Origin of the sequence: Proteus vulgaris (genome assembly GCF_023100685.1) — a bacterium.
Taxonomy (GTDB): domain Bacteria; phylum Pseudomonadota; class Gammaproteobacteria; order Enterobacterales; family Enterobacteriaceae; genus Proteus.
Window position 1 is genome coordinate 1591964 of sequence record NZ_CP090064.1, and the last position, 23616, is coordinate 1615579.

39 protein-coding genes are annotated in these 23616 nt (G+C 39.3%); 32 read left to right on the top strand and 7 right to left on the bottom strand.

Annotated elements, in window-relative coordinates:
• Position 1 precedes the first annotated feature (1 nt).
• The 6 genes from LW139_RS07660 to LW139_RS07685 all read right to left on the bottom strand — a co-directional run bounded on the left by LW139_RS07660 (position 2) and on the right by LW139_RS07685 (position 3676).
• Positions 2 to 175, bottom strand: a complete 174-nt coding sequence (locus LW139_RS07660) for a DUF7167 family protein (protein WP_175223886.1) — start codon at positions 173 to 175, stop codon at positions 2 to 4.
• Positions 176 to 225: 50 nt separating this feature from the next.
• Positions 226 to 726, bottom strand: coding sequence for a single-stranded DNA-binding protein (gene ssb, locus LW139_RS07665; RefSeq protein ID WP_247850972.1), 501 nt, complete (start codon positions 724 to 726; stop codon positions 226 to 228).
• Between the two features lie 58 nt (positions 727 to 784).
• Complete coding sequence (locus LW139_RS07670; RefSeq protein ID WP_247850973.1) at positions 785 to 1612, bottom strand: YfdQ family protein; 828 nt, start codon at positions 1610 to 1612, stop codon at positions 785 to 787.
• A 65-nt stretch (positions 1613 to 1677) separates the two neighbouring features.
• Positions 1678 to 2052, bottom strand: coding sequence for a hypothetical protein (locus LW139_RS07675; protein ID WP_006533955.1), 375 nt, complete (start codon positions 2050 to 2052; stop codon positions 1678 to 1680).
• Positions 2053 to 2456: 404 nt separating this feature from the next.
• Positions 2457 to 2660 (bottom strand): hypothetical protein, encoded by a 204-nt coding sequence (locus LW139_RS07680; protein WP_247850974.1) that lies wholly within the window; start codon positions 2658 to 2660, stop codon positions 2457 to 2459.
• A gap of 353 nt (positions 2661 to 3013) precedes the next feature.
• On the bottom strand, positions 3014 to 3676 hold the full coding sequence (locus LW139_RS07685) for a helix-turn-helix domain-containing protein (RefSeq protein ID WP_198801337.1): 663 nt from the start codon (positions 3674 to 3676) through the stop codon (positions 3014 to 3016).
• 40 nt (positions 3677 to 3716) lie between these two features.
• Between LW139_RS07685 and LW139_RS07690 the strand changes: the two genes are divergently transcribed.
• The 12 genes from LW139_RS07690 to LW139_RS07745 all read left to right on the top strand — a co-directional run bounded on the left by LW139_RS07690 (position 3717) and on the right by LW139_RS07745 (position 9979).
• A complete protein-coding gene (locus tag LW139_RS07690; RefSeq protein WP_247850975.1) occupies positions 3717 to 3929 on the top strand; it encodes a YdaS family helix-turn-helix protein in 213 nt (70 codons plus the stop codon).
• A 69-nt stretch (positions 3930 to 3998) separates the two neighbouring features.
• Complete coding sequence (locus LW139_RS07695; protein ID WP_247850976.1) at positions 3999 to 4457, top strand: YmfL family putative regulatory protein; 459 nt, start codon at positions 3999 to 4001, stop codon at positions 4455 to 4457.
• An 88-nt stretch (positions 4458 to 4545) separates the two neighbouring features.
• Positions 4546 to 4755: a hypothetical protein gene (locus LW139_RS07700; RefSeq protein ID WP_098943307.1), complete on the top strand. Its 210-nt coding sequence runs from the start codon at positions 4546 to 4548 to the stop codon at positions 4753 to 4755.
• Positions 4745 to 4924 carry a DUF4222 domain-containing protein gene (locus tag LW139_RS07705; RefSeq protein ID WP_099660103.1) on the top strand — a complete coding sequence of 60 codons (180 nt, stop codon included), beginning with the start codon at positions 4745 to 4747 and terminating at the stop codon, positions 4922 to 4924. Before LW139_RS07700 ends, LW139_RS07705 begins: the two co-directional genes overlap by 11 nt.
• 12 nt (positions 4925 to 4936) lie before the next feature.
• Positions 4937 to 6001 (top strand): conserved phage C-terminal domain-containing protein, encoded by a 1065-nt coding sequence (locus LW139_RS07710; RefSeq protein ID WP_247850977.1) that lies wholly within the window; start codon positions 4937 to 4939, stop codon positions 5999 to 6001.
• Complete coding sequence (locus LW139_RS07715; RefSeq protein WP_247850978.1) at positions 5998 to 6636, top strand: phage N-6-adenine-methyltransferase; 639 nt, start codon at positions 5998 to 6000, stop codon at positions 6634 to 6636. The genes LW139_RS07710 and LW139_RS07715 overlap by 4 nt, the downstream gene beginning before the upstream one ends.
• Entirely contained in the window at positions 6633 to 7034 is a 402-nt protein-coding gene (locus LW139_RS07720) for a hypothetical protein (RefSeq protein ID WP_247850979.1), read from the top strand. Before LW139_RS07715 ends, LW139_RS07720 begins: the two co-directional genes overlap by 4 nt.
• Positions 7034 to 7204 carry a Lar family restriction alleviation protein gene (locus tag LW139_RS07725; RefSeq protein ID WP_247850980.1) on the top strand — a complete coding sequence of 57 codons (171 nt, stop codon included), beginning with the start codon at positions 7034 to 7036 and terminating at the stop codon, positions 7202 to 7204. The genes LW139_RS07720 and LW139_RS07725 overlap by 1 nt, the downstream gene beginning before the upstream one ends.
• A 62-nt stretch (positions 7205 to 7266) precedes the next feature.
• A complete protein-coding gene (locus LW139_RS07730; RefSeq protein WP_247850981.1) occupies positions 7267 to 7650 on the top strand; it encodes a RusA family crossover junction endodeoxyribonuclease in 384 nt (127 codons plus the stop codon).
• An 18-nt stretch (positions 7651 to 7668) separates the two neighbouring features.
• Complete coding sequence (locus tag LW139_RS07735; protein WP_247850982.1) at positions 7669 to 8376, top strand: phage antirepressor KilAC domain-containing protein; 708 nt, start codon at positions 7669 to 7671, stop codon at positions 8374 to 8376.
• Positions 8376 to 9401, top strand: coding sequence for a DUF968 domain-containing protein (locus tag LW139_RS07740; RefSeq protein WP_247850983.1), 1026 nt, complete (start codon positions 8376 to 8378; stop codon positions 9399 to 9401). Before LW139_RS07735 ends, LW139_RS07740 begins: the two co-directional genes overlap by 1 nt.
• Positions 9402 to 9427: 26 nt before the next feature.
• A complete protein-coding gene (locus tag LW139_RS07745) occupies positions 9428 to 9979 on the top strand; it encodes a DUF1133 family protein (protein ID WP_247850984.1) in 552 nt (183 codons plus the stop codon).
• A 111-nt stretch (positions 9980 to 10090) separates the two neighbouring features.
• Here LW139_RS07745 and LW139_RS07750 read toward each other — a convergent pair whose 3' ends face one another.
• Positions 10091 to 11005, bottom strand: a complete 915-nt coding sequence (locus LW139_RS07750) for a hypothetical protein (RefSeq protein WP_247850985.1) — start codon at positions 11003 to 11005, stop codon at positions 10091 to 10093.
• A gap of 200 nt (positions 11006 to 11205) precedes the next feature.
• Here LW139_RS07750 and LW139_RS07755 point away from each other — a divergent pair, with 200 nt between their 5' ends.
• From LW139_RS07755 to LW139_RS07850, 20 genes are all read left to right on the top strand, one after another.
• Positions 11206 to 11550, top strand: a complete 345-nt coding sequence (locus LW139_RS07755; protein ID WP_247850986.1) for a hypothetical protein — start codon at positions 11206 to 11208, stop codon at positions 11548 to 11550.
• A 90-nt stretch (positions 11551 to 11640) separates the two neighbouring features.
• Positions 11641 to 12030: a putative holin gene (locus LW139_RS07760; protein WP_109373189.1), complete on the top strand. Its 390-nt coding sequence runs from the start codon at positions 11641 to 11643 to the stop codon at positions 12028 to 12030.
• A complete protein-coding gene (locus tag LW139_RS07765; protein WP_198632004.1) occupies positions 12027 to 12326 on the top strand; it encodes a phage holin family protein in 300 nt (99 codons plus the stop codon). The genes LW139_RS07760 and LW139_RS07765 overlap by 4 nt, the downstream gene beginning before the upstream one ends.
• Positions 12304 to 12723, top strand: coding sequence for a structural protein (locus tag LW139_RS07770; RefSeq protein WP_247850987.1), 420 nt, complete (start codon positions 12304 to 12306; stop codon positions 12721 to 12723). Before LW139_RS07765 ends, LW139_RS07770 begins: the two co-directional genes overlap by 23 nt.
• A gap of 47 nt (positions 12724 to 12770) precedes the next feature.
• Positions 12771 to 13172: a lysis protein gene (locus LW139_RS07775; RefSeq protein WP_247851211.1), complete on the top strand. Its 402-nt coding sequence runs from the start codon at positions 12771 to 12773 to the stop codon at positions 13170 to 13172.
• 687 nt (positions 13173 to 13859) lie between these two features.
• The gene (locus LW139_RS07780; RefSeq protein ID WP_247850988.1) at positions 13860 to 14417 is read left to right on the top strand and encodes a hypothetical protein; all 558 of its coding nucleotides are present in this window, start codon (positions 13860 to 13862) and stop codon (positions 14415 to 14417) included.
• Between the two features lie 3 nt (positions 14418 to 14420).
• Positions 14421 to 14759, top strand: coding sequence for an HNH endonuclease (locus tag LW139_RS07785; protein ID WP_247850989.1), 339 nt, complete (start codon positions 14421 to 14423; stop codon positions 14757 to 14759).
• Between the two features lie 126 nt (positions 14760 to 14885).
• The gene (locus LW139_RS07790; RefSeq protein WP_064720837.1) at positions 14886 to 15353 is read left to right on the top strand and encodes a phage terminase small subunit P27 family; all 468 of its coding nucleotides are present in this window, start codon (positions 14886 to 14888) and stop codon (positions 15351 to 15353) included.
• Positions 15307 to 17049 carry a terminase large subunit gene (locus LW139_RS07795; RefSeq protein WP_247850990.1) on the top strand — a complete coding sequence of 581 codons (1743 nt, stop codon included), beginning with the start codon at positions 15307 to 15309 and terminating at the stop codon, positions 17047 to 17049. The genes LW139_RS07790 and LW139_RS07795 overlap by 47 nt, the downstream gene beginning before the upstream one ends.
• The gene (locus tag LW139_RS07800) at positions 17050 to 18375 is read left to right on the top strand and encodes a phage portal protein (RefSeq protein WP_247850991.1); all 1326 of its coding nucleotides are present in this window, start codon (positions 17050 to 17052) and stop codon (positions 18373 to 18375) included. It abuts the gene before it with no gap.
• A 4-nt stretch (positions 18376 to 18379) separates the two neighbouring features.
• Positions 18380 to 19231 (top strand): head maturation protease, ClpP-related, encoded by an 852-nt coding sequence (locus LW139_RS07805; RefSeq protein ID WP_247850992.1) that lies wholly within the window; start codon positions 18380 to 18382, stop codon positions 19229 to 19231.
• A gap of 11 nt (positions 19232 to 19242) precedes the next feature.
• On the top strand, positions 19243 to 20457 hold the full coding sequence (locus LW139_RS07810) for a phage major capsid protein (RefSeq protein ID WP_247850993.1): 1215 nt from the start codon (positions 19243 to 19245) through the stop codon (positions 20455 to 20457).
• A gap of 52 nt (positions 20458 to 20509) precedes the next feature.
• Positions 20510 to 20734, top strand: coding sequence for a hypothetical protein (locus LW139_RS07815; RefSeq protein ID WP_247850994.1), 225 nt, complete (start codon positions 20510 to 20512; stop codon positions 20732 to 20734).
• On the top strand, positions 20734 to 21060 hold the full coding sequence (locus LW139_RS07820) for a head-tail connector protein (RefSeq protein ID WP_069368412.1): 327 nt from the start codon (positions 20734 to 20736) through the stop codon (positions 21058 to 21060). Before LW139_RS07815 ends, LW139_RS07820 begins: the two co-directional genes overlap by 1 nt.
• 8 nt (positions 21061 to 21068) lie before the next feature.
• On the top strand, positions 21069 to 21398 hold the full coding sequence (locus LW139_RS07825; RefSeq protein WP_247850995.1) for a phage head closure protein: 330 nt from the start codon (positions 21069 to 21071) through the stop codon (positions 21396 to 21398).
• Positions 21391 to 21861 (top strand): HK97-gp10 family putative phage morphogenesis protein, encoded by a 471-nt coding sequence (locus tag LW139_RS07830; RefSeq protein ID WP_247850996.1) that lies wholly within the window; start codon positions 21391 to 21393, stop codon positions 21859 to 21861. The genes LW139_RS07825 and LW139_RS07830 overlap by 8 nt, the downstream gene beginning before the upstream one ends.
• Positions 21845 to 22207, top strand: coding sequence for a tail completion protein gp17 (gp17, locus tag LW139_RS07835; RefSeq protein WP_247850997.1), 363 nt, complete (start codon positions 21845 to 21847; stop codon positions 22205 to 22207). Before LW139_RS07830 ends, gp17 begins: the two co-directional genes overlap by 17 nt.
• 9 nt (positions 22208 to 22216) lie before the next feature.
• A complete protein-coding gene (locus LW139_RS07840) occupies positions 22217 to 22918 on the top strand; it encodes a hypothetical protein (RefSeq protein ID WP_247850998.1) in 702 nt (233 codons plus the stop codon).
• An 8-nt stretch (positions 22919 to 22926) separates the two neighbouring features.
• Entirely contained in the window at positions 22927 to 23340 is a 414-nt protein-coding gene (locus LW139_RS07845) for a hypothetical protein (RefSeq protein ID WP_247850999.1), read from the top strand.
• Between the two features lie 2 nt (positions 23341 to 23342).
• Positions 23343 to 23615 (top strand): phage tail assembly protein T, encoded by a 273-nt coding sequence (locus tag LW139_RS07850; protein ID WP_241726188.1) that lies wholly within the window; start codon positions 23343 to 23345, stop codon positions 23613 to 23615.
• The last annotated feature ends 1 nt before the right edge of the window (position 23616 follow it).

Consider the following 23616-nt stretch of genomic DNA (forward strand, 5'->3'; position numbering starts at 1 on the left):
TTCATTCCTCTGGTTGCACCCACCAATCACAAACATTAGCAATGAACTCGCCGATAAGTTGATCTTGCTCTTTCTCCGTAAGTTTGTTCCATTCGTCTTCTGTGATATCGAGTTCAGTTTTGCATTCAGACCCGATATTGTTAGTTGATGCGTGTAAATACATTTGCTTGCTCATATCTATCTCCTGTTTGCATCCTTGCACTGAGTAATGGTTATATCCTTTGGTTAAATCACATAAATAGCGTGGCGTGGATACATAAGCCCAATGGGAGCAAAAGGAATATCATCTTCAAAGTCCATTGGGGGTTGCTGGTTTCCTTGTGCTTGAGGTTGAGCAGGTGGTTTGTTTTGCTGTGCTGGTTGTGATCCTGCTGATTTACTAGCACCACCTAACATTTGCATTTTCCCGCCAACATTGACGATGATTTCAGTTGTATAACGCTTAATTCCGTTATCATCCCACTCTTTAGTCTGTAACTGACCTTCGATATAAATTTGTGAGCCTTTACACAGGTAACCGCCTGCAATTTCCGCTAACTTTCCGAAAATGACCACACGATGCCATTCTGTTTTTTCACGGCTTTCACCTGTTTTTTTATCACGCCAATTTTCACTTGTGGCCACAGCTAAATTAGCAACAGCACCACCAGAAGGAAGATAACGAATTTCAGGATCGCGCCCTAAATTGCCGATAAGAATTACTTTGTTTACTGATCCGTTAGCCATTTTCAGTTATTCCTATTTGAGTAATATCGCCACCAATGAGATGGCGATTAATTAATAATTAAGCTGAAAATTTGCCAATGAATGTTTCGATATCACTTTCATCGAATTCATCACAAAGCAGATTGCGAAACTCTTGAGCGATTTTTTCTTCAAGGTTTTCAAGTTGGACAATACGGAGCACTAAAGTAGGAACATCACCGCCAGTAAGTACGCTATAACGCAATTTAATGTTACGTTCCGTTAATTCGTCATACGGAGTACAAGTAAATTGGAATGCAGTTGGCATAACATCTTTACTTCTTGCTTCAACATTTTCTAATACTGAACGTTTGGCACTAAAATCGTGATCTTCATGTTCAGCAGAGCGTGTTGATTCAATCGTAATACGACGAACAGCAGAAATAGCTTGTTTGATATCTAGAACATTACCGTCAGCATCGAACGCCATTAAATAATCACGCCAGTCTTCTAACCATTCCGCTAATTCTTTTTGACGGTGTTTAACGCCATCAATTTTTAATAGCGCTGAGAATGGAGCGGTTTGTTTTAATTTTACAAGTGCTGTGTTATCAGCATGACCAGGTTCGCCAATTGTGCCGATATTAAAAATAGTTTCGGCACTCATTTCATCAGCATCAATAAAGCAACTAACGCCTTCTTCAACTGCATTTTTGATTGAATATTTAACAAAGTCACTAATGCTGGTTGTTTTCATTTCACCGCGAAAACGGAAGCGACCTTCTTGTAAATTTTCCAAACTACTCACTTTAAAGTCGTTCGGAAGAACAATGGCAGGGCAAAGAGACTTCTCTATTGCTTCGAGACTTAATGAAGCCACTGCCATATTTTGAATTTGCGAAATAGCTGTACCGTCTAATTGAGACATGAATAAACTCCTACTTATTTAAAAGCATTAAATTAAATGGATTGGTTTAATTAAAAATAAGGAAACTAATTAACGGATTTTAATTTCCCGTCAGGCTGACCTTGCAAAGAAAATAATTGACCTTGGTCTTCTTGCATAATTGTCAACTTACCACCTTTACCCACGTACATTGGTGTTTTGGTGGTGTCTTCTTCAGCTCGTTTCCCGCGTGGTGTTGGTGCAGAGAATTTAAGTTTATGAGTTATTTCAACTCGTTTTTCTTCCATTGAATTACTAAGGCGAGCAATATCTAATTCAATAGTGACTTTGCCTTTTCCACCATTATTTAAAACGCCTAACGCCACATCATTTAAAACAGCAGAGACTTTATTTTCAAAAACGCCAGCGTCCAATTCGGAAAGAAAGTCGGGAACATTTGTCTTACGATCTTCTTGGCTCATTTCTATAACCTCACGTTATCACTTCACACAATAAGAAAGGGCACTAGCTACAGTGGATACCTGATATGGACTGTCATGGATGAATGCCAGTACCCTTACTTATTGAGTTAGTTTTAGTGATTGGCGGTAGGTGCTTATCTCCTACTTGTATGACTGGAATCGAACCAGCGACACATGATTTTTTCACCGCTCTACCAACTGAGCTACATACTCACAATCGGTACACCCAGCCTAGGAACCTGGTCACCCTCATGCCTAGCACATCAGCCTGTGCATTCACCAATCCTCAAACTAACTCTATAAAAATGGCTGACTGAGCAGAACATTATCACCACACCCCCGTTAATGGTTTAAGACTCAGCCAGCCATTGTTTCTCTTCACACGTTCTCTTCACACATAAAAATCATTTATATCGGATCTGAATAGCGCTTTTATTTGTGTACTCCGTTATTTCATTTTTAACGCATTCAAGTTGAGCCACCAGCTCATCACGTCTTACATACAATTCAGATAAGTGATCAATAGACTGCAATTTTTCTCTCATCCACTTAACCGCATCGGTACCATTTAAATTATCCGGGAGTACGATTGAAGGTTCAGTTGTCATAAGTACACCTCTAAACACCGAAAGCGAAACTCAATTTGCTGTATGCATTAAATATAACAATGAGTATTAATAATAGCAAATGCTATTTTTTAAGCGTTTAATGTGAATTTATTTATCGTATTGATTTTTAATGATATATAGGTATTGATAACGAGAAAAATAACATAAAGTATTATTTTTATTGAGGGTAATATTGCTTGATTTTGATAAAGAATATTTGCATTATAGTTAACCACTGTATATATAAACAGTGGTGATGGTATCTTAAAGGATTATGGAATGGTGGAAATTTTAGAAAGGGTAGGAGCAGGCTCGTACAGGAAGATAGTCGTTAGCGGAATGGCGTGTGAAGACTATCTTCTAAAATCACGAACAAGAAAAACAATAACCCCAAGAAAAACACTAGATGAAATGTCAATTAAAGGAACTCGTGAATCATCAACAGCAAGGAAACCTTGAGCGCCACCTTCAAGGAATTTATAAACAGAGAAAGAGCTACCTATTTGAGCAATTACCAGATCATCAGTACCAGGTTGTAGTTGAGTATCAACGATTGCAATGCTTCCAGCGGGAGCTTCTGAGCATCCGCTATTCTTTTTAAGTATATAAGCTTTATATGTTTTTAATGGCTTTCCTACTGGTGACAATATTGCTTCTCCAGTGTAACCATTTTCATCCCACACAGGTATTTCTAGTGATCTATCAGCCCTAAACTGTGGAGTTGAATTAGGGGATTCCATTTCACCCACACCATTAGCCAGCCAGTCAATATTTACAGCTAATGCATTAGCAATATCCACTAATTTAGAAGAACCTTTCGCATTGCCATTAACCAATCTCCAAATTGTTGGTTGAGCAACACCTGACGCTTCTGCTAAAGCAGCTTGCGTCATATTTCCTCTTGTTTTCATCGCTAATTTTAAGCGTTCTGCAATTGTCGTTTTCATGTCACGAAATTTATAAGTTTGAGTATCGAAAATCAAATCGCAATTGCTATTGAATGTTTTAATACTCATTGCTATTATTTATCCATCTTTTATACGTTTGAGGTTATTTATGAAAAACAAAGCCATTGAAAAAGCAATAAGCATTGTTGGAAGCCAACAAAAGCTAGCTGCTTTATGTGGGGTGTCTCAACCAACGGTATGGCGCTGGCTCCACGGCGGTGGAATGGACTCTAAGTATGTCGTGAAAATTGTAAAAGCGACCAATCACCAAGTTCGTGCTCAAGATATTTCTCCTGAATTAGGTGAGTTATTAGCTCAATAGATACAACTAAAACAATAGCAAAACCGTTTAAAGCAGTTAACTACAAGAAATCATCAAGGGTGGTAGGAAATGAGTAATCAATCAATAAAACAAGTAGTTAAAGAAATGTGTGAAATGACAGCTGGTGGACGTGAGGCTATGGCTGGGGCGTTGGGTATATCTCTGACTTCATTCAATAACAAGCTTTACGAAAAAAATGGGTGTCGCTCGTTTGATTTAAACGAGCTGTTAGCGATGCAAGATATTTCTAAGACCGTTTTATTTGCTGAATTTGTCGCTCGTGAATCAAATCGCTTACTCGTTGACAGAATTAGTCCTGCGGAACTGGATGAAACGGAATTGTTTGTACTGCGTAGTGGTGTGGATGTAATGCAAGGGCGCTTAGCTCTGTACATGAAAGAAAGTTTAGCTGATGGCGTTATTGATAACGAAGAAGAGCAAAAGATAAAAATGATGTTGGATGGATTAATTTCACAGATCCGCACATTTATGAATGCGTTTGTTTCGTTACATCAAAAGAGAAATTAAAGATGGCTATATCCAGAAAGGGTGAAGCCAAAGGTGTACGGCCTCTGGCTTCAGTTTGCAAATTTCAATTGTGTGAAGAGAAATTAGCATGAGTAGATTAGCGCATTTAATACCTAAAAAGCAATTCCGTTGTTTACCTGTCTCGGGTAGTCAGTCATTTCGCTATGTAGAAATCATAGCCTCTGACGAACAACCAGACAACTACAAGAAACCGGCATATTTGGTAGATAGACAATCGCTTAAAAAGGCATGGGCTGATTTTTATTTTTCAAGTGGAGAGCGGGGCAATGAACAATGAGAACCCAAACCAACTTGATCGCTACTACAAAAATCACAGGGGTATCGTTGTTCATGTTGTTCGTTATGACAGAGAAAAACAGCGAGTCATTTTTATGCTTGATGGTTGTGACGATCCGCAATGTGAACCCTTGCAACGATTTAAAGAGAAGTACACACGTGTTAAGTAATGAGGTGGCAAGATGAGTTTATTATTACTAAAAAGTCGCCCTTTAGTCGTTATTCCTGAATTAGCGGTACGTCTTGGTTTAAATGAGGCGATGCTGTTACAGCAAATTCAATATTGGCTAACTGAAACTACTTCAGGTGTTGAATATGACGGCTCGCGCTGGATTTATAACACCGTCGAAGAGTGGAAGAATCAATTTCCTTTTTTCTCTGAATCAACGATTAAACGTGCTTTTACTAATTTAAAAAAGCAGGGCGTTTTACGCATCGAGCAAATCAATAAATCTAACCATGACCGTACTAATTATTATGCGATTAATTACGATCACCACTTGCTGACCGATGAGGTCAATATGACCCAATCGAACGGTGATAACTCATCTAATCGAACAGTTCAAAATGACCTTATCGATAAGCGCAAATTGAAACCTTCAAACAGTTCAAAATGCGCTGTTCTGAACGGGTCAAAATGGCCTGATCTTACAGAGAATACAACAGAGATTACTTCAGAGAATACAACAGAGACTAACTCTTCTTGTCAGGTTCCTACTGAACCCGACAGCCAGCCTGAAAAATTAATTTTAGATTATTTCAATAAGGCGACAAATTCCAAATATCGTGAAGGTAAAACCACAACAGGTCATATCAGGGCTCGATTAGCAGAAGGATTTACCTCTGAAGACCTAATGTTAATCACCGATTATCTCACAGCTAAATGGCAGAAAGATCCAAAGATGCAGGATTACTTACGTCCTAAGACGCTATTCATTCCTGAAAACTGTATTGAATATCAAGATAAGGCGATTAAATGGCGTGATGCTGGACGACCTGAATGTGTGAATGGTCGCTGGTTAAAGCCCGGTGAAGTTTCGGTAGAAATTAATACAGTTGAGCGCGATGAAACTTTTAGAAAAATGTTCACATCCGGTTGGAAGCCTGAGAGTCGTATTCAAGCATTAGCTGTTGAGCAAGCAAAGAAAAATGGTCTTGGTCGTATGAATGAAGTTGCTGGTTTAGCTTCATTCCGCGGTATCTGGAAACAGGCGACAGAGCAAGTCGCGCAGGAGGCTCAGCAATGATTGATTACGCACTGAAATTACAGGAATTAAAAAGCCAACCTGCCCATAAATTAAAAGAAATTGGCGATCAGTGGCGTACACCTGAAAACCTGTATTGGGGTATCAATTCACTCTATGGGCCGTTCACGCTAGATTTATTTACTGATGCACAAAACAGCAAATGCCCTAATTTCTATACAGTTGAGGATAATTCGCTAACCCAAGACTGGTCGGAAAAACTCAAAGAAATTGGCGGTTCAGCATTTGCCAACCCTCCTTATTCTCGTAGTTCATATCATGAGAAACAGGCTGTTACAGGTGTTCGCCACATTATGAATCATGCGTTAGCAATGCGTGAAAAAGGCGGGCGCTACGTTTTCTTGTTGAAAGTGGCTACAAGCGAAACATGGTGGTGTGAAGAAGCGGATCATATTTGTTTTATTCGCGGTCGTATTGGTTTTGACGTTCCGGAATGGTTTGTTCCAGCAGATGAAAACCAAGTGCCAACGGGTGCGTTTTTTGCGGGTGCTATCGTGGTGTTTGATAAAACGTGGAATGGTAAAGCCATTGATTACATTCAACGTAGTGAGCTGGAGCAAATCGGTAAAACATTTGTTGAGCAGGCTAAATGGCTTGTGTCGAGAGGTGTTGCATGAAAATCACAGAGAAGATCTTACAACGCTACCATACTGGATCAGTTATTGATTCTAAAATCGTTAGTTTTGATTTGAATGTAGAGAGAGGCGTTGTCGCAACAGCACTTGGTATTTTATCCAAGCAAGGTGGAATAAAAAAAATAAAAACACCCAAAAAAACTCGATACACGCGATATCAAGTTACTGCTTCAGCTTCCTTGTTGTTAAACACGATGAGAATTAATGATGCAAAAAAAGAGCAAGACTACTTAAATAAACTAAAGAAACAAGAGGCTAAAGTATTTGATTTTCCCAGCATTAAATGGGTAAAACGCGCCACTTCTAATTTTTCATTAATGGGTAAATTACCAACCGAGCCGTATGACTCATTAGTGAGAGCTGTAAGAGGTAATCAATAATGAACAATAAAAGCTGTCCATTCTGTAACTCTAAAAAACTAGAGGTCATGCAAGTGATGATCAATACATTCACTCGCTGTCAGAAATGTGGATCAAGAGGCCCTATTGCTAATAATGCGGATGAAGCTCTGAAGGCTTGGGATAAAAGAGAGGTGAGCAATGCTAACTAAATACGCACTGTTTGTTGGTTTTTGGTTCGTTGTGACATTACTGATTGGGTTGTGGGGTACTTATGCCTGAATTAACCCTAACATTGCCATTTCCACCCAGCGTTAACTCATATTGGAGAAACATTAAAGGTAGAACGCTGATCAGTGAAAAAGGGCGTAAGTTTCGAATTAACACAATTGCGTCTGTGTATGAGCAATTAAAACGAAAACCCAAAGCAATTAAAGAAAATGTCTCTGTCCTGGTTCGCTTATATCCACCAACAAAACAGTGTAGAGACATCGATAACTTTTTAAAGGCCCCGTTTGATGCATTAACACACGCGGGTGTTTGGGAAGATGATCAGCAAGTGAAGCATATGGATGTGATGCTAATGGAAGTCGTAAAGGGTGGAAAGTTAGAAATCACTATCCGCTCATTTAATAACGTGATGTACGGTCACGAGTAAAACGTGGAGAGAAATAGCATGATGCAAAGAACAATGGAAGTTTCAGCATTACCTGCAATGAATCGCGAATTAACTATGTCGAGTAGAGAGATTGCTAGTTTAACGGGCAGTAATCACTCAGATGTTAAGCGTTCTGCAGATAGGCTTTTTATTGCTCAAATTTTAACCCAGCCAATGGCTGAGTTCCCTTTTGAGCATAACGGAAATCAATATACTGAATACCGTTTTAATAAAAGAGACTCACTAGTGCTGGTGGCTCGATTATCACCTCAGTTCACAGCGAAAATTGTCGATCGCTGGCAGGAATTAGAGTCAAAAATGCAACCTCTCATTCCTCAAACATTACCAGAGGCATTGCGATTAGCTGCAGACTTAGCAGAAGAAAAACAAAAGCTGGAAAGTGAATTGGCGATTGCTACACCTAAAGCTCAGTTTGTTGATAATTATGTTTTATCCACGGGTTCTATGACGTTTCGCCAAGTGTGCAAATTACTGCAGGTGAAAGAAACTGATTTTCGCTGTTTTCTAATAGATAAGAAAATAATGTATCGCTTGAATAATACATTTACGCCTTATCAAATCCATGTAGATCTTGGTCGCTTTGAGATAAAGACAGGCACTAACCAAACCAATAATCATGCATTTGCACAATCACGGTTTACTGCTAAAGGCGTTAAGTGGATCGCAGGGCTATGGGCTGAATATAAAGTAGGGGATATCATCTAATGAAATTACTGTTAACACCCTACATTCAGCCTGATCTTGGTGTTGTATTACTTAAGCCGGGTGCGGAATTACTCGAGCAATTTAAAAAGTACCATCGCGTGATTATTAGTGATGTGCCGAAAAGTTTAGATGTGTTGCCCTCAGGAGCTTTAACTGGCGATGAACAGCCAATTTTAAACAATAAGCACATCATTCAATTTCTTAATAGCAAAAAAGTGATCCACGCCATAGATAAGGTTGCACCGATGGATTCGTGGGTTATTAGTAATATCAAATGCTGTCAGATTGATAACGATGAAGACAATTATCATCACCATGAATTAGTGACGACCTTTCACGAGGCTGGCGTGATCCGCACTTGCTGGCATCATGATAATCATATTCGCCATTCATCTTCGGGTTGGATTGCTGAATTAGCTCATAAAAATCGTATCAATTGGATGTTAGATACTATTCGTAGTCGTTTGAGATTAGATAGTGGCCACCAGCTGACAATACCTGATTTTTTCTCATTTGCGGTTATGCATAACTTGGTCGATGAATTGCCAGAAGCGATATTACGCCAGATTTTAAATTGGTCAGATAAACAAGAAGAACGCAGAGTTCATGGTGGTTTTCCTGAAGCTGACATCATTCCAAGTAACGTGACAGCGCTATCAGCAATGAATGAGCGTTTAGATGTGATAAAACCGGTTATTAAAGTTGTCGTTGATCCTGAGCCACCAGCGTCATTTCTTCTTAAACCTAAAATGCAACGTTGGGAAAGCCCCGACTGGCTCCAATGGGTAAAGACTCAACCGTGTTGCGTGTGTGGGCAACAGGCTGATGATCCGCACCACATCATCGGTCATGGTATGGGAGGAATGGGAATGAAAGCTCACGACTTGTTCACTATTCCATTATGTCGCATTCATCATGACGAGTTACATCGTGACCCAAAACAATGGGAAGCCACTCACGGTAATCAAATCGAATTGTTATTTCATTTTTTAAACCGTTCATTAGGTATCGGTGCATTTATTTAACGTGTGTACGGCACGAGGAGTATTAGATGATTTATCCATTAACAGTAGGTAAAAGTGAAGAGCATTTGAAATTACGTACACTGGAAAGTGTGTGGATTCGTGGGCGTTTGAGAATGTGGGGAAGATGGGCGGCTTTTAGTAAGATTCCTAGTGCTACAAGCATGTTTAATCAATTATTGGAAGAACCAACAATCACAAAAAAATCTTTAAAAGATGCAATAAATAGAATGTATACATCAGGATTATCCAAAGAAACTTTATTGATGTTCCTAGAAGAGTTTAAGGATAAAAAAACACTTAGCAGTATGTGGTTTTGCTCTGATACTGAAGGTAGTGAAATGGATAAGGTTATTTGTGAGGTAATGAATGCAGATGCCGGATTGCTGAGTATTCTTAAGCAGCACTATGTTTATAAAAAATCAAAACATGAGATAGCATTAGAGCTTTGTGAGAAAGATGGTCGGTATTGTTTGCGTACATATCAAGACAGAGTTAAAGCATGGCTAAATGTTGCTGAATTTATGCTCTATCGCCCGATGTGTGATAGATTTGATAGAGAGTATCATTATTCTGAATAAAGCTTGACTATTTTGCCGATAAAGTTATAGTTTTCATATATGCTGTGCGAAGCTATACACGCAACACAGTAAATGAATTTGAAGCCTCGCTAATGCGCGGGGCTTATTTATTTATAGCTTTTCCAAAAATGTTTGATACCGATCTATATCAGCATTACTTACATTCTCATCTTTTTCCATCCATTTAAGTAATTGTGATAAATTTTTGTTTGTGAAAAATAGTCTCGCTATTTCCAGTTTATCTTTCAATCTAGTTATATTTGTATTTATGGCGTTTATTTTTACCATTATTTTCTTTAGTTTGGTTCTTGATGTTCTTTCGGGATCACAGGATTCCAATTCCGATACTGGTGCTTTTAATTCAGAATAAAAGATAGAATCCAAGCTATCATCCTTTGATAAAAAATCTATATACTTGATTTGCCCAACAACGATATCGACTGTTTCATCAATACGTCGGCCTGCAACTTCGGCTAACTCTTTTTCTTTAGCCGTTGTGAGCGTGGTTAAGTAGACTTTATTGTCATTATTGCCATACATAATTTGAAGTCTATTATAAGCAGATCTTCCAATTATATTAGGGTCGGATATATCTTTAAATAAACGTATTGCCCATAAAATGTTTTTTGGACCCACAGTTAATTCATTTATTTTCTTCCACAAAGTGAATATTTCTGGTTTAGCTAGTCGGGCACTTTGTTTTAATTTTTCATATTCGACTTTATTTAAAAACTCCGATGACATTTCACCAAAAATAACATCAAAGTATTTATTACCACAGGCATTACCAATATTTGTTTCTATTTCTGCATCGGTTTTTACAATATACCCTCGTAAATGAGGAGTATTACAATTTTTCAGACCACAAGATATTTTTTCATCAAGTTCGTAGTAACCTATTATTTTATCTAATGATTTTCCTTTTATGTCAAGTGCTTCAGTATAATGTTCTCTATTTTTTATAATGCTCCAGTCAGGTACTTGGACAATTTCATCGTCTATTTGTAGATATATTTTATTTGCCATTGTAATACCTTTATTTTTGTACAGAACAATTATTATACAATGAAATCTAGGTTAGTGATCCTTAACAATTAGTTACTCCTTAATAATGAGGGGGATGTCGATTAACCTATTGATATTTAATAAAAATTCTCATCTGAATTGTGGTGATCCAACTATCAGGTAATTCCGGATGGTTCACATTATTTCGTTTAGAGGCTTATATGACGATTAATAATTTAAAAGCAATCAATGGTCGGTATGTAGCCGAGGAGCGAAGAAAAGCGATTATTGAAAGGGCTGAGAAAAAAGCCAGTACATATAATTCGGCTAAAAAAATATTTCAAATGGCAGGATCTGGCGAATACGTTAAACATGGAAATGGTTATATTGATGTTGTTCTTCATGGTCAAAACATTATCTATTTTCTCTCTCTTTTGAGGGGAACTAAATTATTTAAAAAATATGATAGTAAAGTCTACCAGCACAGAACGTGCAAGAAGCTATTTCTCTATGAACAACTAAATGAGTTAGGCGGAGTTAATTTCGCCAGAATTATCCTTTCCTAATACGCAGACCACAGTATCAATCACACAATAATCACTTCACACAAGAGCTGTGTGTCTGCACCTTTTTAACTAAATAACAGGACTACACACATGAATGAGCCGTTAACGGGCACTACAACAGCATCGCTAGCGGGCGTTTCAATTGTAGGCCTGTTTGCTGGTATGGATGCTGGCGTTGTTATTGGGGCGTTTGCAGGAGCAGTTATTTTTGTTTTATCTGCTCATGATATTCGTCTATTAAAGCGTTGGACTTATTTCGCGGTTGCGTTCCTTATTGGTATTTATGGTGCTGATTTTATGTCGGGTATTCTTAGCGATATAACCGGTGGCCGTGATGTTGATAAATCAGTAGGGGCAATGTTTTCGTCAGCAGGACTGGTGGGTGTTTTGGTCTCAATATCAAAACCTGGTGCAATGACTGACGGAATAAATAAGTTTATTAATAATCTGATAGATAAATTCAGAGGGGGTGGCAGATGACCATCTCAATGTTTTGGATTTACATCAATTTCTTTTCTTGTTTACTCGCAGTCATTCGACTTATTAATTATCGACGTAATGGTGCTCAATATAAATTTGGGGCGTCATTCATTGCGTGGATATTAATTATTTTATTGGGTTCGGTACCATTGCGGATCTTAACAGATGATTATTCTCATGCTGACCCATTTGAGGTCGGTATCAATTTATCGTTATGCATACTCATTTTATTGAGTCGCGGAAACATAATGCAAATATTCAGAGGTGTTAGACATGGCAAAGATGGCTCGCGGTGAACGTAATAATAACCCCGGCAACATTGACTATAACCCACGTAATAAATGGAAAGGTTTGGTCGGTATTGAAACTGGAGTGCCTAACCCTCGATTCTGTGTCTTTGAGTCGGCTGAGTATGGCATCAGAGCAATTTATAAACTAACTCAAACATATCAACGTAAATATGGTTTGAACTCAGTATCAGCAATTATTAATAAGTATGCACCGCCAATTGAGAACAATACCACTGGTTATATCACTCGTGCATCAAAAGAGATTGGTGTTGGTATTAATGACAAGATAAACACTCAATCAAAACAGGTTGCTATCTCTTTAGCAAAAGCAATTGTAGGCGTTGAGTTGGGCTATCAGCCTTATGCAGATAAGGTCTATGAAGATGCTTGGTTATTGCTATGAGTAAATATATCCCATGGTTTTTTCTCATACTTTTAAGTGCTCTATTAATGGCATTAAGTTTATCAAATGCAAAAATAAAAACGCTAAGTAACGAGAATGAATCACTCAGCAAGGATTTGTCTGAGCAAATTAATATTAATAGCAACTATAAAGAACGCATTGATAAGTTAAATAAACTCGATAGTGATCATCAGCAGGAGCTTTCTAATGCAAAGAATGAAATTAGTCGCTTACGTGATATTAGCGAGCGTAATCCTGAGCGGGTGTACATCAAAGCCAGCTGTCCAAAGAGCACCAGTAATCCCACCTCCGGCATGGATGATGCAATCACCGCCAGACCTACTGACACCGCTATCAGAAATTATTGGTTACTCAGAGAGCGAATTGCAGAGTCAGAGCAAGTCATCCTAGGGTTGCAAGATTACATTAGAACTGAGTGTGTAAATTAAAAAAAGCCCAACACAGTGAAGTGAGGGCTAATAGCTAGTTATAACAGAATATCATTATTTTTATAATGCTGTGAATGTGAATAAGATGCGATAAAAAATATTTTTACAGCTAGTGTGTTGGTGTCTCGAAATTTACTACAAAAGGAATAAAAATAATAAAATAACGCAAGATATTCAGCTATATTGGATATGATTATTTATTTAACTTATTGTTTTAATAAGTTTTATTTTCTTTTATTCTTTGAGTCAGATTTTGTGGTGGCGAGGGAAATTAAGAATATAACAGCGATAATTGTGTATAAAAAATACATAATACCTCCTTGTTTGAATGAGTGTCAGAGAGGTTTTATTATTGATGTAAGGTCATGCGGGAAATAAACATCTATAACAAAAAATTAGCGTCCTCACGTAAGAATATAAGTTTATATATTAACATTAAAAGTAATTATTGAGAGTGATGTAGATCTAACTAATATCATGAAAATGAATTATTTATTTATTAATCATTTGGTTACAATGAAATAACATACTGTAATTATCTATTGCAAAGAATTGTTTTTTTATTAAATTAGTAGGTGTAATTATAATAATCTAATTCTACAAACATCATTCATTGAGTGGCGTTGATAGAGTTTATATAGATAGCCATCAGTTAATAGCTGGTGGCTTTTTTATTGGAGAAGTTAAATGAATATAACAATTAATGATGATGGTTCTGTCTGTATTAAGACAAACTCATACAGTGCCTCTTATTTTGCGAATGGTAATTTAAAATTTTCAATAGGTGGCAAGGCTCCTGAAAAGATAACTATTAATCATCCTAAAAAAGAAATAGGTGAGCTGATCTATAAAGTCTCAGTAGATACAACTGAGTTAGATAAGTTAGAAGAACAACTGATTCGTATTAAACAGCTGATGCAAGATATGGGTATCAATATCAGCATTAAACCAAAGCAAAGTAACGATTTATTTATTGCAGGCTTAGGTGATTGCTTTATTAAAGATGCTGTTATTAATTCACCAAGAATTAAGTTTAGTGCGTCAGGTGATGCGGTATTTAGTGGTGTACTTGCTATTGGTAAGGTAGAGCAGGATGCCAAGGCTCAACTGACAAATTTAGGAATGCAAATTGATCGACAAGATGTTGCTATCAATGAGTTAAAAAGAGTAATGGAAACTCAGCAACAAGCATGGTCACAAACTGTGAGTGAGTTAACTAACAGAACGTGGTGTAGTCAGGGATAAAAAATGAAAAAACGCAATGTCTATGGTGGTCGATGGGCAAAGGTGCGATTAGCATTTCTTAATGAACATCCACTTTGTGTTATGTGCCAAGAACAAGGACGTATTACTGCTGCCACGGTAGTTGACCACATTACTCCGCATCGTCTTAGAGATGCAATTCAATCTGGTGATAAGGCTCTCATCACAAAAGCACAAGCCCTATTCTGGGATAAGAAAAACTTTCAAAGCTTATGTGACCTTCACCATAACTCAACAAAACAGCGAATGGAAAAGAGTGGCAAGGTTGTTGGCTGTAATGCTGATGGCATTCCTCTTGATCCTAATTCTCATTGGAATAAATAAGTAATAACAATTGTAATTATAACGGTAGGGGAGGGTAAAAAGTTCAAATCCTTTTGTTTTGATTACCTAGCCCCGTCATTTGTGTGCACAACCGCGAAATGAAAAGTTTTTTTCTGGGAGGTTCCGATGGCAGGAAGGCGCCCGAAACCGACCCACTTGAAGGTGGTCACCGGTAATCCGGGGAAAAGAAAACTTAACGATAAAGAACCACAACCTAAACGTGAAATTCCAAGCCCACCTGAACATTTGACGGATTGGGGGAAAATGGCATGGGTAAAGTTAACGCTATTGTTGGATGGAATGGGCGTCCTTACCATTGCTGACGTATTTGCGCTAGAAAGGTTGTGTGATATTTATGCCGATATTCTTCAGTTGCGAGACACCATTGCTATTGAAGGTCGGACATATACAACAAAAACCCAATTAGGGGATTTTTTAATTAAAGCGAATCCTGCAGTGGCCATGCTGGCTGATGCGGATCGGCGTTTTAAAAGTTATTTAGTCGAGTTTGGTTTAACACCAGCATCTCGCTCAAAGGTGAAAGTAGATGGTGGAGAAGAAGAGGAAGACCCACTCAACCAATACTTCGGTTGATCCTGCAACTCAATATGCTCAAGACGTTAATAGTGGAAAGATACTGGCTGGCCCTGATATCAGAAATTCTTGCGCAAGGCATCTCAAAGATCTAAATGAAGCTAAAAAGCGCGGTTTAGTCTGGGATGTTGATGCTGTACAGAGAGCCATTGGATTCTTTGCAAAGGTGTTAAAGCTTAATGGTGGTGAGCATGAAGGGAAGCCATTTATCCTATTGCCTTGGCAATGTTTTGTTATCGGCTCCATCTTTGGGTGGAAAATGGAAGATGGTACACGTCGATTTCGCATGGCGTATGTTGAGTCAGGAAAAGGCTCAGGCAAGTCTCCATTAGCTGGTGGTGTTGGTCTTTATTGCTTAGTCGCTGATGGTGAGCCTCGTGCTGAAGTTTATGCAGCAGCAACAAAGAAAGACCAAGCCATGATCTTGTTTCGTGATGCGGTGGCAATGGTTGATCAGTCACCTGCGCTTAGTCAGCGTATCACTAAATCAGGCGGTGCTGGCAAAGAGTGGAATCTGGCTTTTTTAAAGACAGGCTCATTCTTTAGGCCAATTAGTTCTGATGATGGGCAATCAGGCCCTCGACCACACTGCGCTCTTATCGACGAAATTCATGAGCATCGAAATAACACTGCTGTTGAAATGATGCGTGCTGGTACAAAAGGTAGGCGACAGGCACTGATATTCATGATCACAAACAGTGGCCATGATAAAACCAGCGTGTGCTATGACTACCATGAATACGGACGAAAAGTTGCTGAAAGCACCATTGAAGATGACAGTTTCTTTTCTTATATCTGTTCTCTTGATGAAGGCGACGACCCGTTTAAAGATGAATCGTGTTGGGGAAAAGCAAATCCTTCTCTAGGTTATACCTTCACGGATCGCTATTTACGTGAGCAAGTCACACAAGCCCAAGGCATGCCAGCAAAAGAAAGTATTGTTCGGCGTCTTAACTTTTGCCAATGGGTAGATGCAGATAATCCGTGGATCAATGGTGATACATGGATGAATAGAGAGAAACTCTTTACTTTGGACGATCTACAAGGTGAAGAATGCTATGGCGGATTAGACCTATCAGGAACACGAGACTTAACTGCGCTCGCGCTTTATTTTCCTCGCATCAAACACCTATACGTTGAATTTTGGACACCCAAAGACACTTTATTGGAAAGAGCTAAAACTGACAGGGTTCCTTATGATGCTTGGGTTAGGCAAGGGTTTATTCATACTACACCGGGTAAAGCAGTCAAATATGAATTTGTTGCAGAGCGTCTATCTGAAATAACTCATCATGTTAATTTACTTGCAATTGGGTTTGACCAATATCGCATTAAATATCTCGAGCCTGAATTGGACGAGGCTTCAGTAACAGTACCTCTCATTCCTCATGGGCAGGGATATTACAAAGCTAAGGATTCAGGGTTATGGATGCCTCACTCAATCGAATTATTTGAAGGGCTCATAGATGATGAAAAATTAGTCATTCATGCGAATCCTTGTTTGAGGTGGAATGCAGCTTCTGCCGTTTTAGAGGCAGATCAAAAAGAAAATCGTATTTTTGCTAAAAAGAAAAGTACCGGTCGAATTGATGGAGTAGTGGCCTCTGCAATGGCGATTGGCACTGCTGAAGGTGAGGTTGATGATGATGGAGATATTGAAGGATTCTTTGATGATCCAATTATAGTGGGGATTTAGATGGGCACATTAAAAAAACCAGGGAGAGTGAAGTCCGCCATCCTTAATTGGATGGGCATCCCTATTAGTTTAGCGGACGGTACATTTTGGGGGGAGTGGTCAGGAAAGAGTAGTAGTGGCAAGACAGTGACGGCTGATAATGCCTTACAGTTGTCAGCTGTTTGGTCTTGTGTTCGATTGCTTAGTGAATCCATTTCAACGTTACCGCTTAAAATCTATAAAGCAAATAGAGATGGCTCTCGAGAACTAGCAAAACAACATCCTGCCTATACTGTGTTGTGCCGAAGACCAAATTCAGAAATGACACCTTCTCGATTTATGTTAATGGTCGTTGCCAGCTTATGCTTAAGAGGAAACGCCTTTATTGAGAAGTTATATATTGGATCTAAATTAGTCTCCCTTAACCCATTACTACCGCAAAATATGGTAGTAAAGCGCTTGGATAATGGACGATTAGAATATACTTACACTGATTCAAAATCAGTCAAGAGAGTTATTCCTGATAAAAATATAATGCATATCAGAGGGTTTGGTATGGATGGTATTTGTGGAATGATCCCTATTCAAGTAGGGAGAGATGTTATTGGCACGGCACTATCAACGGATGAAGCTGCTGGAAAGGTTTTCGAAAATGGGTTACAAACCAGTGGGTTGCTCACGTCAAAAACAGCATTAAAGCCAGATCAGCGAGAGCGTTTAAGAAAACATTTGACGACTTTTTCTGGCTCAAAAAATGCTGGAAAGGTAATGATACTTGAGGCAGATTTATCTTTTCAAAATGTCACAATGAATCCTGAAACAGCTCAGCTTTTGCAAAGCCGAGGATATAGCATTGAGGAAATTTGCCGTTGGTTTCGGGTTCCTCCCTTTATGGTTGGGCATGCTGATAAGCAAAGTAGTTGGGCATCGAGTGTAGAGGGGATGAATATGCAATTCCTCACTAACACACTTAGACCTCTACTGGTTAATATTGAACAAGAAATCAACCGATGCCTGCTTGATAGCGACGACGATTATTATGCTGAATTCTCTGTTGAAGGTTTATTACGGGCTGACAGTGCAGGCCGTTCTGCTTACTACACAACAGCATTACAAAATGGCTGGATGAGTCGAAATGATGTGAGAAGGCTAGAGAATCTACCGCCGATTGAGGGTGGTGATATTTATACCGTTCAGCTTAATTTAACGCCCCTTGATCAGCTTGGACGAGAAGTCTCTAGTAATGAAGCTGAAAAACTTAAAGCGCAAATCACCAACTGGTTATTTCCTGACGGCAATCCCGTAGCCCCACATTCTCAAGCCAACCAACCTCACTCTGAGGAGTAAATTTATGAAAAAAAATCATTTGCCAGTTGCGCTGGAGGATCGCCCCTGCGCATCGATTAGCTATGAGCTGAAATCTAAAGCATTGGATAAATGGAATAGCAGTATTCGTGCATCAAGTACAGATAACACCATCTCAATATTAGATGTGATTGGTGAAGATTATTGGGGAGAGGGTGTTACTGCAAAACGTATTTCTGCCGCACTTCGCGCCATTGGAAATAATGATGTGGTTGTCAATATCAATAGTCCAGGTGGCGATATGTTTGAAGGATTAGCCATTTATAACCTACTTCGCTCTCACAGTGGAAAAGTGACCGTCAATATTTTAGGCATTGCTGCTTCCGCCGCGTCCATTATTGCAATGGCTGGTGATGAAGTTCAAATGGGTCGCGGTGCCTTTTTGATGATCCATAACTGTTGGGCTGTCGGTGTGGGTAATCGGCATGACTTTGCAAAATTAGCTAATGATCTCGCCCCTTTTGATACGTCGATGGCAGATATCTATGTGGCACGTAGTGGGCAATCTAATGAAGTCGTGAGTCAGATGATGGACGACGAGACCTATATTGGTGCGAGCGAAGCGATTGAAAAAGGGTTTGCTGATAATTTGCTTACTGCAGATATCGTTGATGATGGTGATGAAAGCCCACAAGCCGCCATTCGTAAATTAGATGCGTTACTTGCTAAGGCGAACACCTCTCGCTCTGAGCGTAGAAAACTTATTAGTGCTTTAACACGAAGTATGCCGAGCGCTACTTCCAATCCTCACGGTACGCCAAGCGCTACCTCTGAAATTAATCCTGAAACTCTTTCTGAATTGGAAAAGGCGGTAAATGCCTTCGCCACAGCTAATTAATTGGAGACATTATGTCTGATACAAATGAATTATTAAAAAATCTATCGGCAAAAATTGAAGAAGCCAACGGTAAATTTAATGCTAAAGCCGAAGAAGCCTTAAAAGAAGCCCAAAAAGTTGGTAGTTTAAGCACTGAAACTAAAGCCGCAGTAGATAAGATGGCAACTGAACTGAATGCATTGCGTGAATCTGAAAAAACACTCAAAGCTTCATTAGGTGAATTAGAGCAACATGTCGCACAAATGCCATTGAATAATGCGGTTCAAGCAGCGAAAACAATTGGTCAACAAGTCATTTCTGCAGATGTACTAAAAGAAATTAATTCTAGCATTCAATCAAGTAAGCGCATTTCCATTCCAGTGCAAGCCGCATTGATTTCAACTGGCGTGGCTGACGGTGTTGTTGAGCCTCAACGTTTACCCGGTATTGATGTTGCGCCAAAACAGCGTTTATTTATCCGTGATCTGATTGCGCCAGGCAAAACCACTTCACCGGCTATTTTCTGGGTTCAGCAGACGGGATTTACGAATAAAGCTTCTGTGGTACCAGAAAATACCGCTAAGCCTTACAGCGATATTGAATTTGAAACCAAAATCACACCAGTTACTACCATTGCTCATATGTTCAAGGCCTCTAAACAAATCCTAGATGACTTTGCACAACTGCAGTCTTTAGTCGATGCTGAAATGCGTTATGGCTTGAAGTTTGTTGAAGAGCAAGAAATCTTGTTTGGTGATGGCTCTGGTGCTCACTTACATGGCATCATTCCTCAAGCCTCTAAATACAAACCTGAATTTAGCGTCGAAAAGCAAAGTGGCATTGATGATTTACGCCTTGCAATGCTACAAGCGCAATTAGCTCGACTGCCTGCCACGGGGCATGTTTTGCATTTTATTGATTGGGCGAAAATTGAATTAACTAAAGACTCATTAGGGCGTTACATTCTTGCCAACCCATCTGCATTAATTGGCCCAACATTATGGGGACTACCTGTTGTTGCTACTGAATCAACGGCCTTTAAAGGCAAGTTCTTAACAGGGGCATTTAACGCAGGTGCGCAGTTATTCGATCGTGAAGAAACCAATGTGGTGATTTCTACTGAAAATACCGACGATTTTGAGAAAAATATGATCTCAATTCGTTGCGAAGAGCGTTTAGCGTTAGCAGTAAAACGCCCAGAAGCCTTTGTTTACGGTGACTTCACCATACCAGCTTCAGGGGAATAACCAATAGGGCGAATGAGGCGGTCTTTATGACCGCCTTTTCTTTGGGGGCAATATGAAGTTAATCGTATTACGTGCCATTTATTTTGGCGGTGTCGTTGTTACTGAGGGAGAAGAGATTGAAACCTTAGAACAACATGGGCGTGAGTTAATTCAAAAAGGCTATGCAAAAGAAAAGGAAGTTGTACATCCTGCTATTGAGCCTGAGCCTGAGCCTGAGCCTGAGCCTGAGCCTGAGCCTGAGCCTAAAAAAAACACCAAGGCTAAAAAGGAGAAATAATGCTTTCTCTGGAATTAGTAAAACAACATTGCAATATCGATCCTGATTTTACGGATGATGATAAATTGCTCGCTCTTTACACCAACTCTGCAGTGAAGTTTGTCGAGAACTACACTCGCAGGACGCTTTATGAAAAGGAAGTATCGGAAGGATACCAAGAAGATGCCGATCATCTATTACTGACAGATGATGTTTCTGCTGCCATGTTATTACTTATTGGGCAGTGGTATGAAAATCGTGAAGGCGTGATCTCAGGGCGCTCTTTTTCAACTCAACCCTTTGCGGTGGAAGCGTTATTACAGCCTTATCGAATTTACGGTGTGTAGGAGGTTGTATGCAAGCTGGAAAATTACGGCATGTTATTAAAATACAAAAACCGATATTAGCGCCTGATGCCATTAGCGGTAATGAAGTAATTTGGGAGGATTTCTTGCCTAAGGTACGCGCCTCTATTGCACCTTATCAGGGACGTGAATACTTTCAGGCACAGCAAGTTCAAAGCGAAGCCAGCACACGTATCCTGATCCGTTACGTATCAGGAATAAATACGTCAATGCGTATTATTTATGGTGAAAGGGTATTCGATATCATCTCAATTATTGATCCGAAAGAACAACATCGAGAGCTACAACTGATGTGCAAGGAAGGAGTTAATGATGGGTGAGATTAAAATCAGCGGATTGCCTGAAATACAGCGAAAAATGCAAGAAGTCGCGCGTAAAGTAAGAAACCGTAGTGCCCGCAAAGCAATGAATGCAGGAGCATCTACTTTAAAGAAGGAAATTAAGAGCCGTGTCCCTGTTTTAAAAGAAGAGGTTCCGCATCGACGCAAGGGAACAATTAAACGTAATGTTCGTTCTAAAACAAAGGTGCAGAGTAACGGACAAACAAAAACACGTATTTGGGTAAAGTCATTGTCTGGGAAAAAAATTACTGCATTCAAACAAGCGACAGGGAAAAGTGCCGCATTGAACCCGAATGATCCCTTTTATTGGTGGTTCGTTGAGTTTGGTACTTCAAAGATGCCAGCTCAGCCTTTTATGAGACCGGGTTTTGAAGCTAAAAAAGAAGCCACCGCAAAAGTGATTGTTCAAACGTTAAAAGAGGAAATTGAGAAAACAAGGTAATAATATGATTTATCAATTAAAGGAAGCCCTTTCACCGCTAGTCGATGAAAGGGTTTTTTTTCAGGTATTGCCTGAAGGTAAATTGGTTTACCCCGCTATTGTGATCCAATTTTCCAGCATCACACCGAATAACGCGCTTGCTGAGATGGATCTTGATGATTATCGCGTCCAGCTCGATGTGTACGACTCTAACCCGAAAAACCTAACGACAATGCGTAAGAAAATAAACTCAATTATGGTCGAAAACATTCCTTTTTCTCAGCGCATTAACACGTTTTTCGAATATGAACCCGATGTCAAATTACATCGGCTCATTCTGGAATTTACTATCTCATCAGATAAATAGGATATTGATATGGCAAAGCAAAAAAGTCATAAAGCAACCCCCTTCCTTGGAACGAAGCTATTTGTTCAAACAGGATTAGGTGAGGAGGTAAGCATTACTGCTGCGACACTCTCTCCTGCCACGCTCACCATTGAAGGGAGTAAATTAAAAGCTGACGACATGATTGTGTTATCAGGTTTAGGAGAACTCGATGGGCGTTTCCCTGTTGCTAGTGTCGAAGGCGATAAAGTGACATTGTGTGATGAGGTGGATTGGAGCGAAAAAACATTACCCACCGATTTCACAGAAGCAAAAGCACAACGAATTCAATGGTCAAATAATTTCTGTGCCGTAAAAAGCTTCAGCAAAGACGGTTCGACAACCGAACAAATCGATGTCACCACCATTTGCAGTGACGGCAAAGAATATGAGTCGGGTGACACGGAATACGGCTCAATTAAATTGACGTTCTTCTTACAGTATAGCTCTAGTGCTGTTCAGCGATTATTACGTAAATACGAGAATAGCAAAGAAAAATTTGCTGTAAAAATGGTGCTCACTCGCGATGAAGGTGCCATGTTCTACTTCGGCTCGATAGAAACAGGGATGAACATTGAAGGGAGCGTTGGACAGATGATGGACTCAGGTGTGTCGATTAAATTGTCTGGTCGTGACTATTTAAATGTTCCTTTAGCGTCTGTACAAAAAAACAACCTTAGCAAAACGAAATAAGGGCCACTATGTCAAATTCATTATTACGTGAATTAGTGTTAAATCAAGCGCTTAAAATTACTCCTTTTACTTATCTAGATAATACCTTTTATGTTAAAGAGCTGGATGTTGGTACCATGAATTACATTCAGCGAAAATTACGTCAAATAAAAATGAAGCTTGCAGAAGAGCAAGATATTTATTTAGACGAAGAGGATGCTGATCAATTCAATGAAGCAATGAACCGTGTTTATGACGAGTTTGATGTGGCACGTATGTTGGCCTTTAAACTCTGTGATGAAAAAGGGGAGTTACTTTTTGATGCTGAAAATGAAGAGGATCTAAGAGGGCTTAACCGACTAGGCCAAGGTTTTTCTAATGCTGTTTTTAATGCTGAGGGGGGTAACGAAAAAAACTCCCAGACCGACGACAATTCCAAATAATATTGTCGTTGGCATTAGGTAAAACCCTTTCAGAAATAGAACAAATGCCAGAAAGCCATTTGTGTGAATATGAAGCCTTTTATCGAAAACAACCCTTTGGGTTATGGCGAGAGGATTACCGAATGGCGCAAGTGGCTCATCTTTTAGCAATAGCAAATTGCGATCCGAAATCTACCCCACCCCAATTAACTGACTTCATGCCCATGTGGCAGAAAAAGCCTACAGAAGCTGAAGAGTGGGATAGCGTGACTCAGAATGTTTTAGCTCATCGTTAGC

What these genes read in the sequence shown, in the direction of transcription:
- LW139_RS07660 (WP_175223886.1), bottom strand. Translation starts at nt 175, where the DNA reads ATGAGCAAGCAAATGTATTTACACGCATCAACTAACAATATCGGGTCT.
- ssb (WP_247850972.1), bottom strand. Translation starts at nt 726, where the DNA reads ATGGCTAACGGATCAGTAAACAAAGTAATTCTTATCGGCAATTTAGGG.
- LW139_RS07670 (WP_247850973.1), bottom strand. Translation starts at nt 1,612, where the DNA reads ATGTCTCAATTAGACGGTACAGCTATTTCGCAAATTCAAAATATGGCA.
- LW139_RS07675 (WP_006533955.1), bottom strand. Translation starts at nt 2,052, where the DNA reads ATGAGCCAAGAAGATCGTAAGACAAATGTTCCCGACTTTCTTTCCGAA.
- LW139_RS07680 (WP_247850974.1), bottom strand. Translation starts at nt 2,660, where the DNA reads ATGACAACTGAACCTTCAATCGTACTCCCGGATAATTTAAATGGTACC.
- LW139_RS07685 (WP_198801337.1), bottom strand. Translation starts at nt 3,676, where the DNA reads ATGAGTATTAAAACATTCAATAGCAATTGCGATTTGATTTTCGATACT.
- LW139_RS07690 (WP_247850975.1), top strand. Translation starts at nt 3,717, where the DNA reads ATGAAAAACAAAGCCATTGAAAAAGCAATAAGCATTGTTGGAAGCCAA.
- LW139_RS07695 (WP_247850976.1), top strand. Translation starts at nt 3,999, where the DNA reads ATGAGTAATCAATCAATAAAACAAGTAGTTAAAGAAATGTGTGAAATG.
- LW139_RS07700 (WP_098943307.1), top strand. Translation starts at nt 4,546, where the DNA reads ATGAGTAGATTAGCGCATTTAATACCTAAAAAGCAATTCCGTTGTTTA.
- LW139_RS07705 (WP_099660103.1), top strand. Translation starts at nt 4,745, where the DNA reads ATGAACAATGAGAACCCAAACCAACTTGATCGCTACTACAAAAATCAC.
- LW139_RS07710 (WP_247850977.1), top strand. Translation starts at nt 4,937, where the DNA reads ATGAGTTTATTATTACTAAAAAGTCGCCCTTTAGTCGTTATTCCTGAA.
- LW139_RS07715 (WP_247850978.1), top strand. Translation starts at nt 5,998, where the DNA reads ATGATTGATTACGCACTGAAATTACAGGAATTAAAAAGCCAACCTGCC.
- LW139_RS07720 (WP_247850979.1), top strand. Translation starts at nt 6,633, where the DNA reads ATGAAAATCACAGAGAAGATCTTACAACGCTACCATACTGGATCAGTT.
- LW139_RS07725 (WP_247850980.1), top strand. Translation starts at nt 7,034, where the DNA reads ATGAACAATAAAAGCTGTCCATTCTGTAACTCTAAAAAACTAGAGGTC.
- LW139_RS07730 (WP_247850981.1), top strand. Translation starts at nt 7,267, where the DNA reads ATGCCTGAATTAACCCTAACATTGCCATTTCCACCCAGCGTTAACTCA.
- LW139_RS07735 (WP_247850982.1), top strand. Translation starts at nt 7,669, where the DNA reads ATGATGCAAAGAACAATGGAAGTTTCAGCATTACCTGCAATGAATCGC.
- LW139_RS07740 (WP_247850983.1), top strand. Translation starts at nt 8,376, where the DNA reads ATGAAATTACTGTTAACACCCTACATTCAGCCTGATCTTGGTGTTGTA.
- LW139_RS07745 (WP_247850984.1), top strand. Translation starts at nt 9,428, where the DNA reads ATGATTTATCCATTAACAGTAGGTAAAAGTGAAGAGCATTTGAAATTA.
- LW139_RS07750 (WP_247850985.1), bottom strand. Translation starts at nt 11,005, where the DNA reads ATGGCAAATAAAATATATCTACAAATAGACGATGAAATTGTCCAAGTA.
- LW139_RS07755 (WP_247850986.1), top strand. Translation starts at nt 11,206, where the DNA reads ATGACGATTAATAATTTAAAAGCAATCAATGGTCGGTATGTAGCCGAG.
- LW139_RS07760 (WP_109373189.1), top strand. Translation starts at nt 11,641, where the DNA reads ATGAATGAGCCGTTAACGGGCACTACAACAGCATCGCTAGCGGGCGTT.
- LW139_RS07765 (WP_198632004.1), top strand. Translation starts at nt 12,027, where the DNA reads ATGACCATCTCAATGTTTTGGATTTACATCAATTTCTTTTCTTGTTTA.
- LW139_RS07770 (WP_247850987.1), top strand. Translation starts at nt 12,304, where the DNA reads ATGGCAAAGATGGCTCGCGGTGAACGTAATAATAACCCCGGCAACATT.
- LW139_RS07775 (WP_247851211.1), top strand. Translation starts at nt 12,771, where the DNA reads ATGGCATTAAGTTTATCAAATGCAAAAATAAAAACGCTAAGTAACGAG.
- LW139_RS07780 (WP_247850988.1), top strand. Translation starts at nt 13,860, where the DNA reads ATGAATATAACAATTAATGATGATGGTTCTGTCTGTATTAAGACAAAC.
- LW139_RS07785 (WP_247850989.1), top strand. Translation starts at nt 14,421, where the DNA reads ATGAAAAAACGCAATGTCTATGGTGGTCGATGGGCAAAGGTGCGATTA.
- LW139_RS07790 (WP_064720837.1), top strand. Translation starts at nt 14,886, where the DNA reads ATGGCAGGAAGGCGCCCGAAACCGACCCACTTGAAGGTGGTCACCGGT.
- LW139_RS07795 (WP_247850990.1), top strand. Translation starts at nt 15,307, where the DNA reads ATGGTGGAGAAGAAGAGGAAGACCCACTCAACCAATACTTCGGTTGAT.
- LW139_RS07800 (WP_247850991.1), top strand. Translation starts at nt 17,050, where the DNA reads ATGGGCACATTAAAAAAACCAGGGAGAGTGAAGTCCGCCATCCTTAAT.
- LW139_RS07805 (WP_247850992.1), top strand. Translation starts at nt 18,380, where the DNA reads ATGAAAAAAAATCATTTGCCAGTTGCGCTGGAGGATCGCCCCTGCGCA.
- LW139_RS07810 (WP_247850993.1), top strand. Translation starts at nt 19,243, where the DNA reads ATGTCTGATACAAATGAATTATTAAAAAATCTATCGGCAAAAATTGAA.
- LW139_RS07815 (WP_247850994.1), top strand. Translation starts at nt 20,510, where the DNA reads ATGAAGTTAATCGTATTACGTGCCATTTATTTTGGCGGTGTCGTTGTT.
- LW139_RS07820 (WP_069368412.1), top strand. Translation starts at nt 20,734, where the DNA reads ATGCTTTCTCTGGAATTAGTAAAACAACATTGCAATATCGATCCTGAT.
- LW139_RS07825 (WP_247850995.1), top strand. Translation starts at nt 21,069, where the DNA reads ATGCAAGCTGGAAAATTACGGCATGTTATTAAAATACAAAAACCGATA.
- LW139_RS07830 (WP_247850996.1), top strand. Translation starts at nt 21,391, where the DNA reads ATGGGTGAGATTAAAATCAGCGGATTGCCTGAAATACAGCGAAAAATG.
- LW139_RS07840 (WP_247850998.1), top strand. Translation starts at nt 22,217, where the DNA reads ATGGCAAAGCAAAAAAGTCATAAAGCAACCCCCTTCCTTGGAACGAAG.
- LW139_RS07845 (WP_247850999.1), top strand. Translation starts at nt 22,927, where the DNA reads ATGTCAAATTCATTATTACGTGAATTAGTGTTAAATCAAGCGCTTAAA.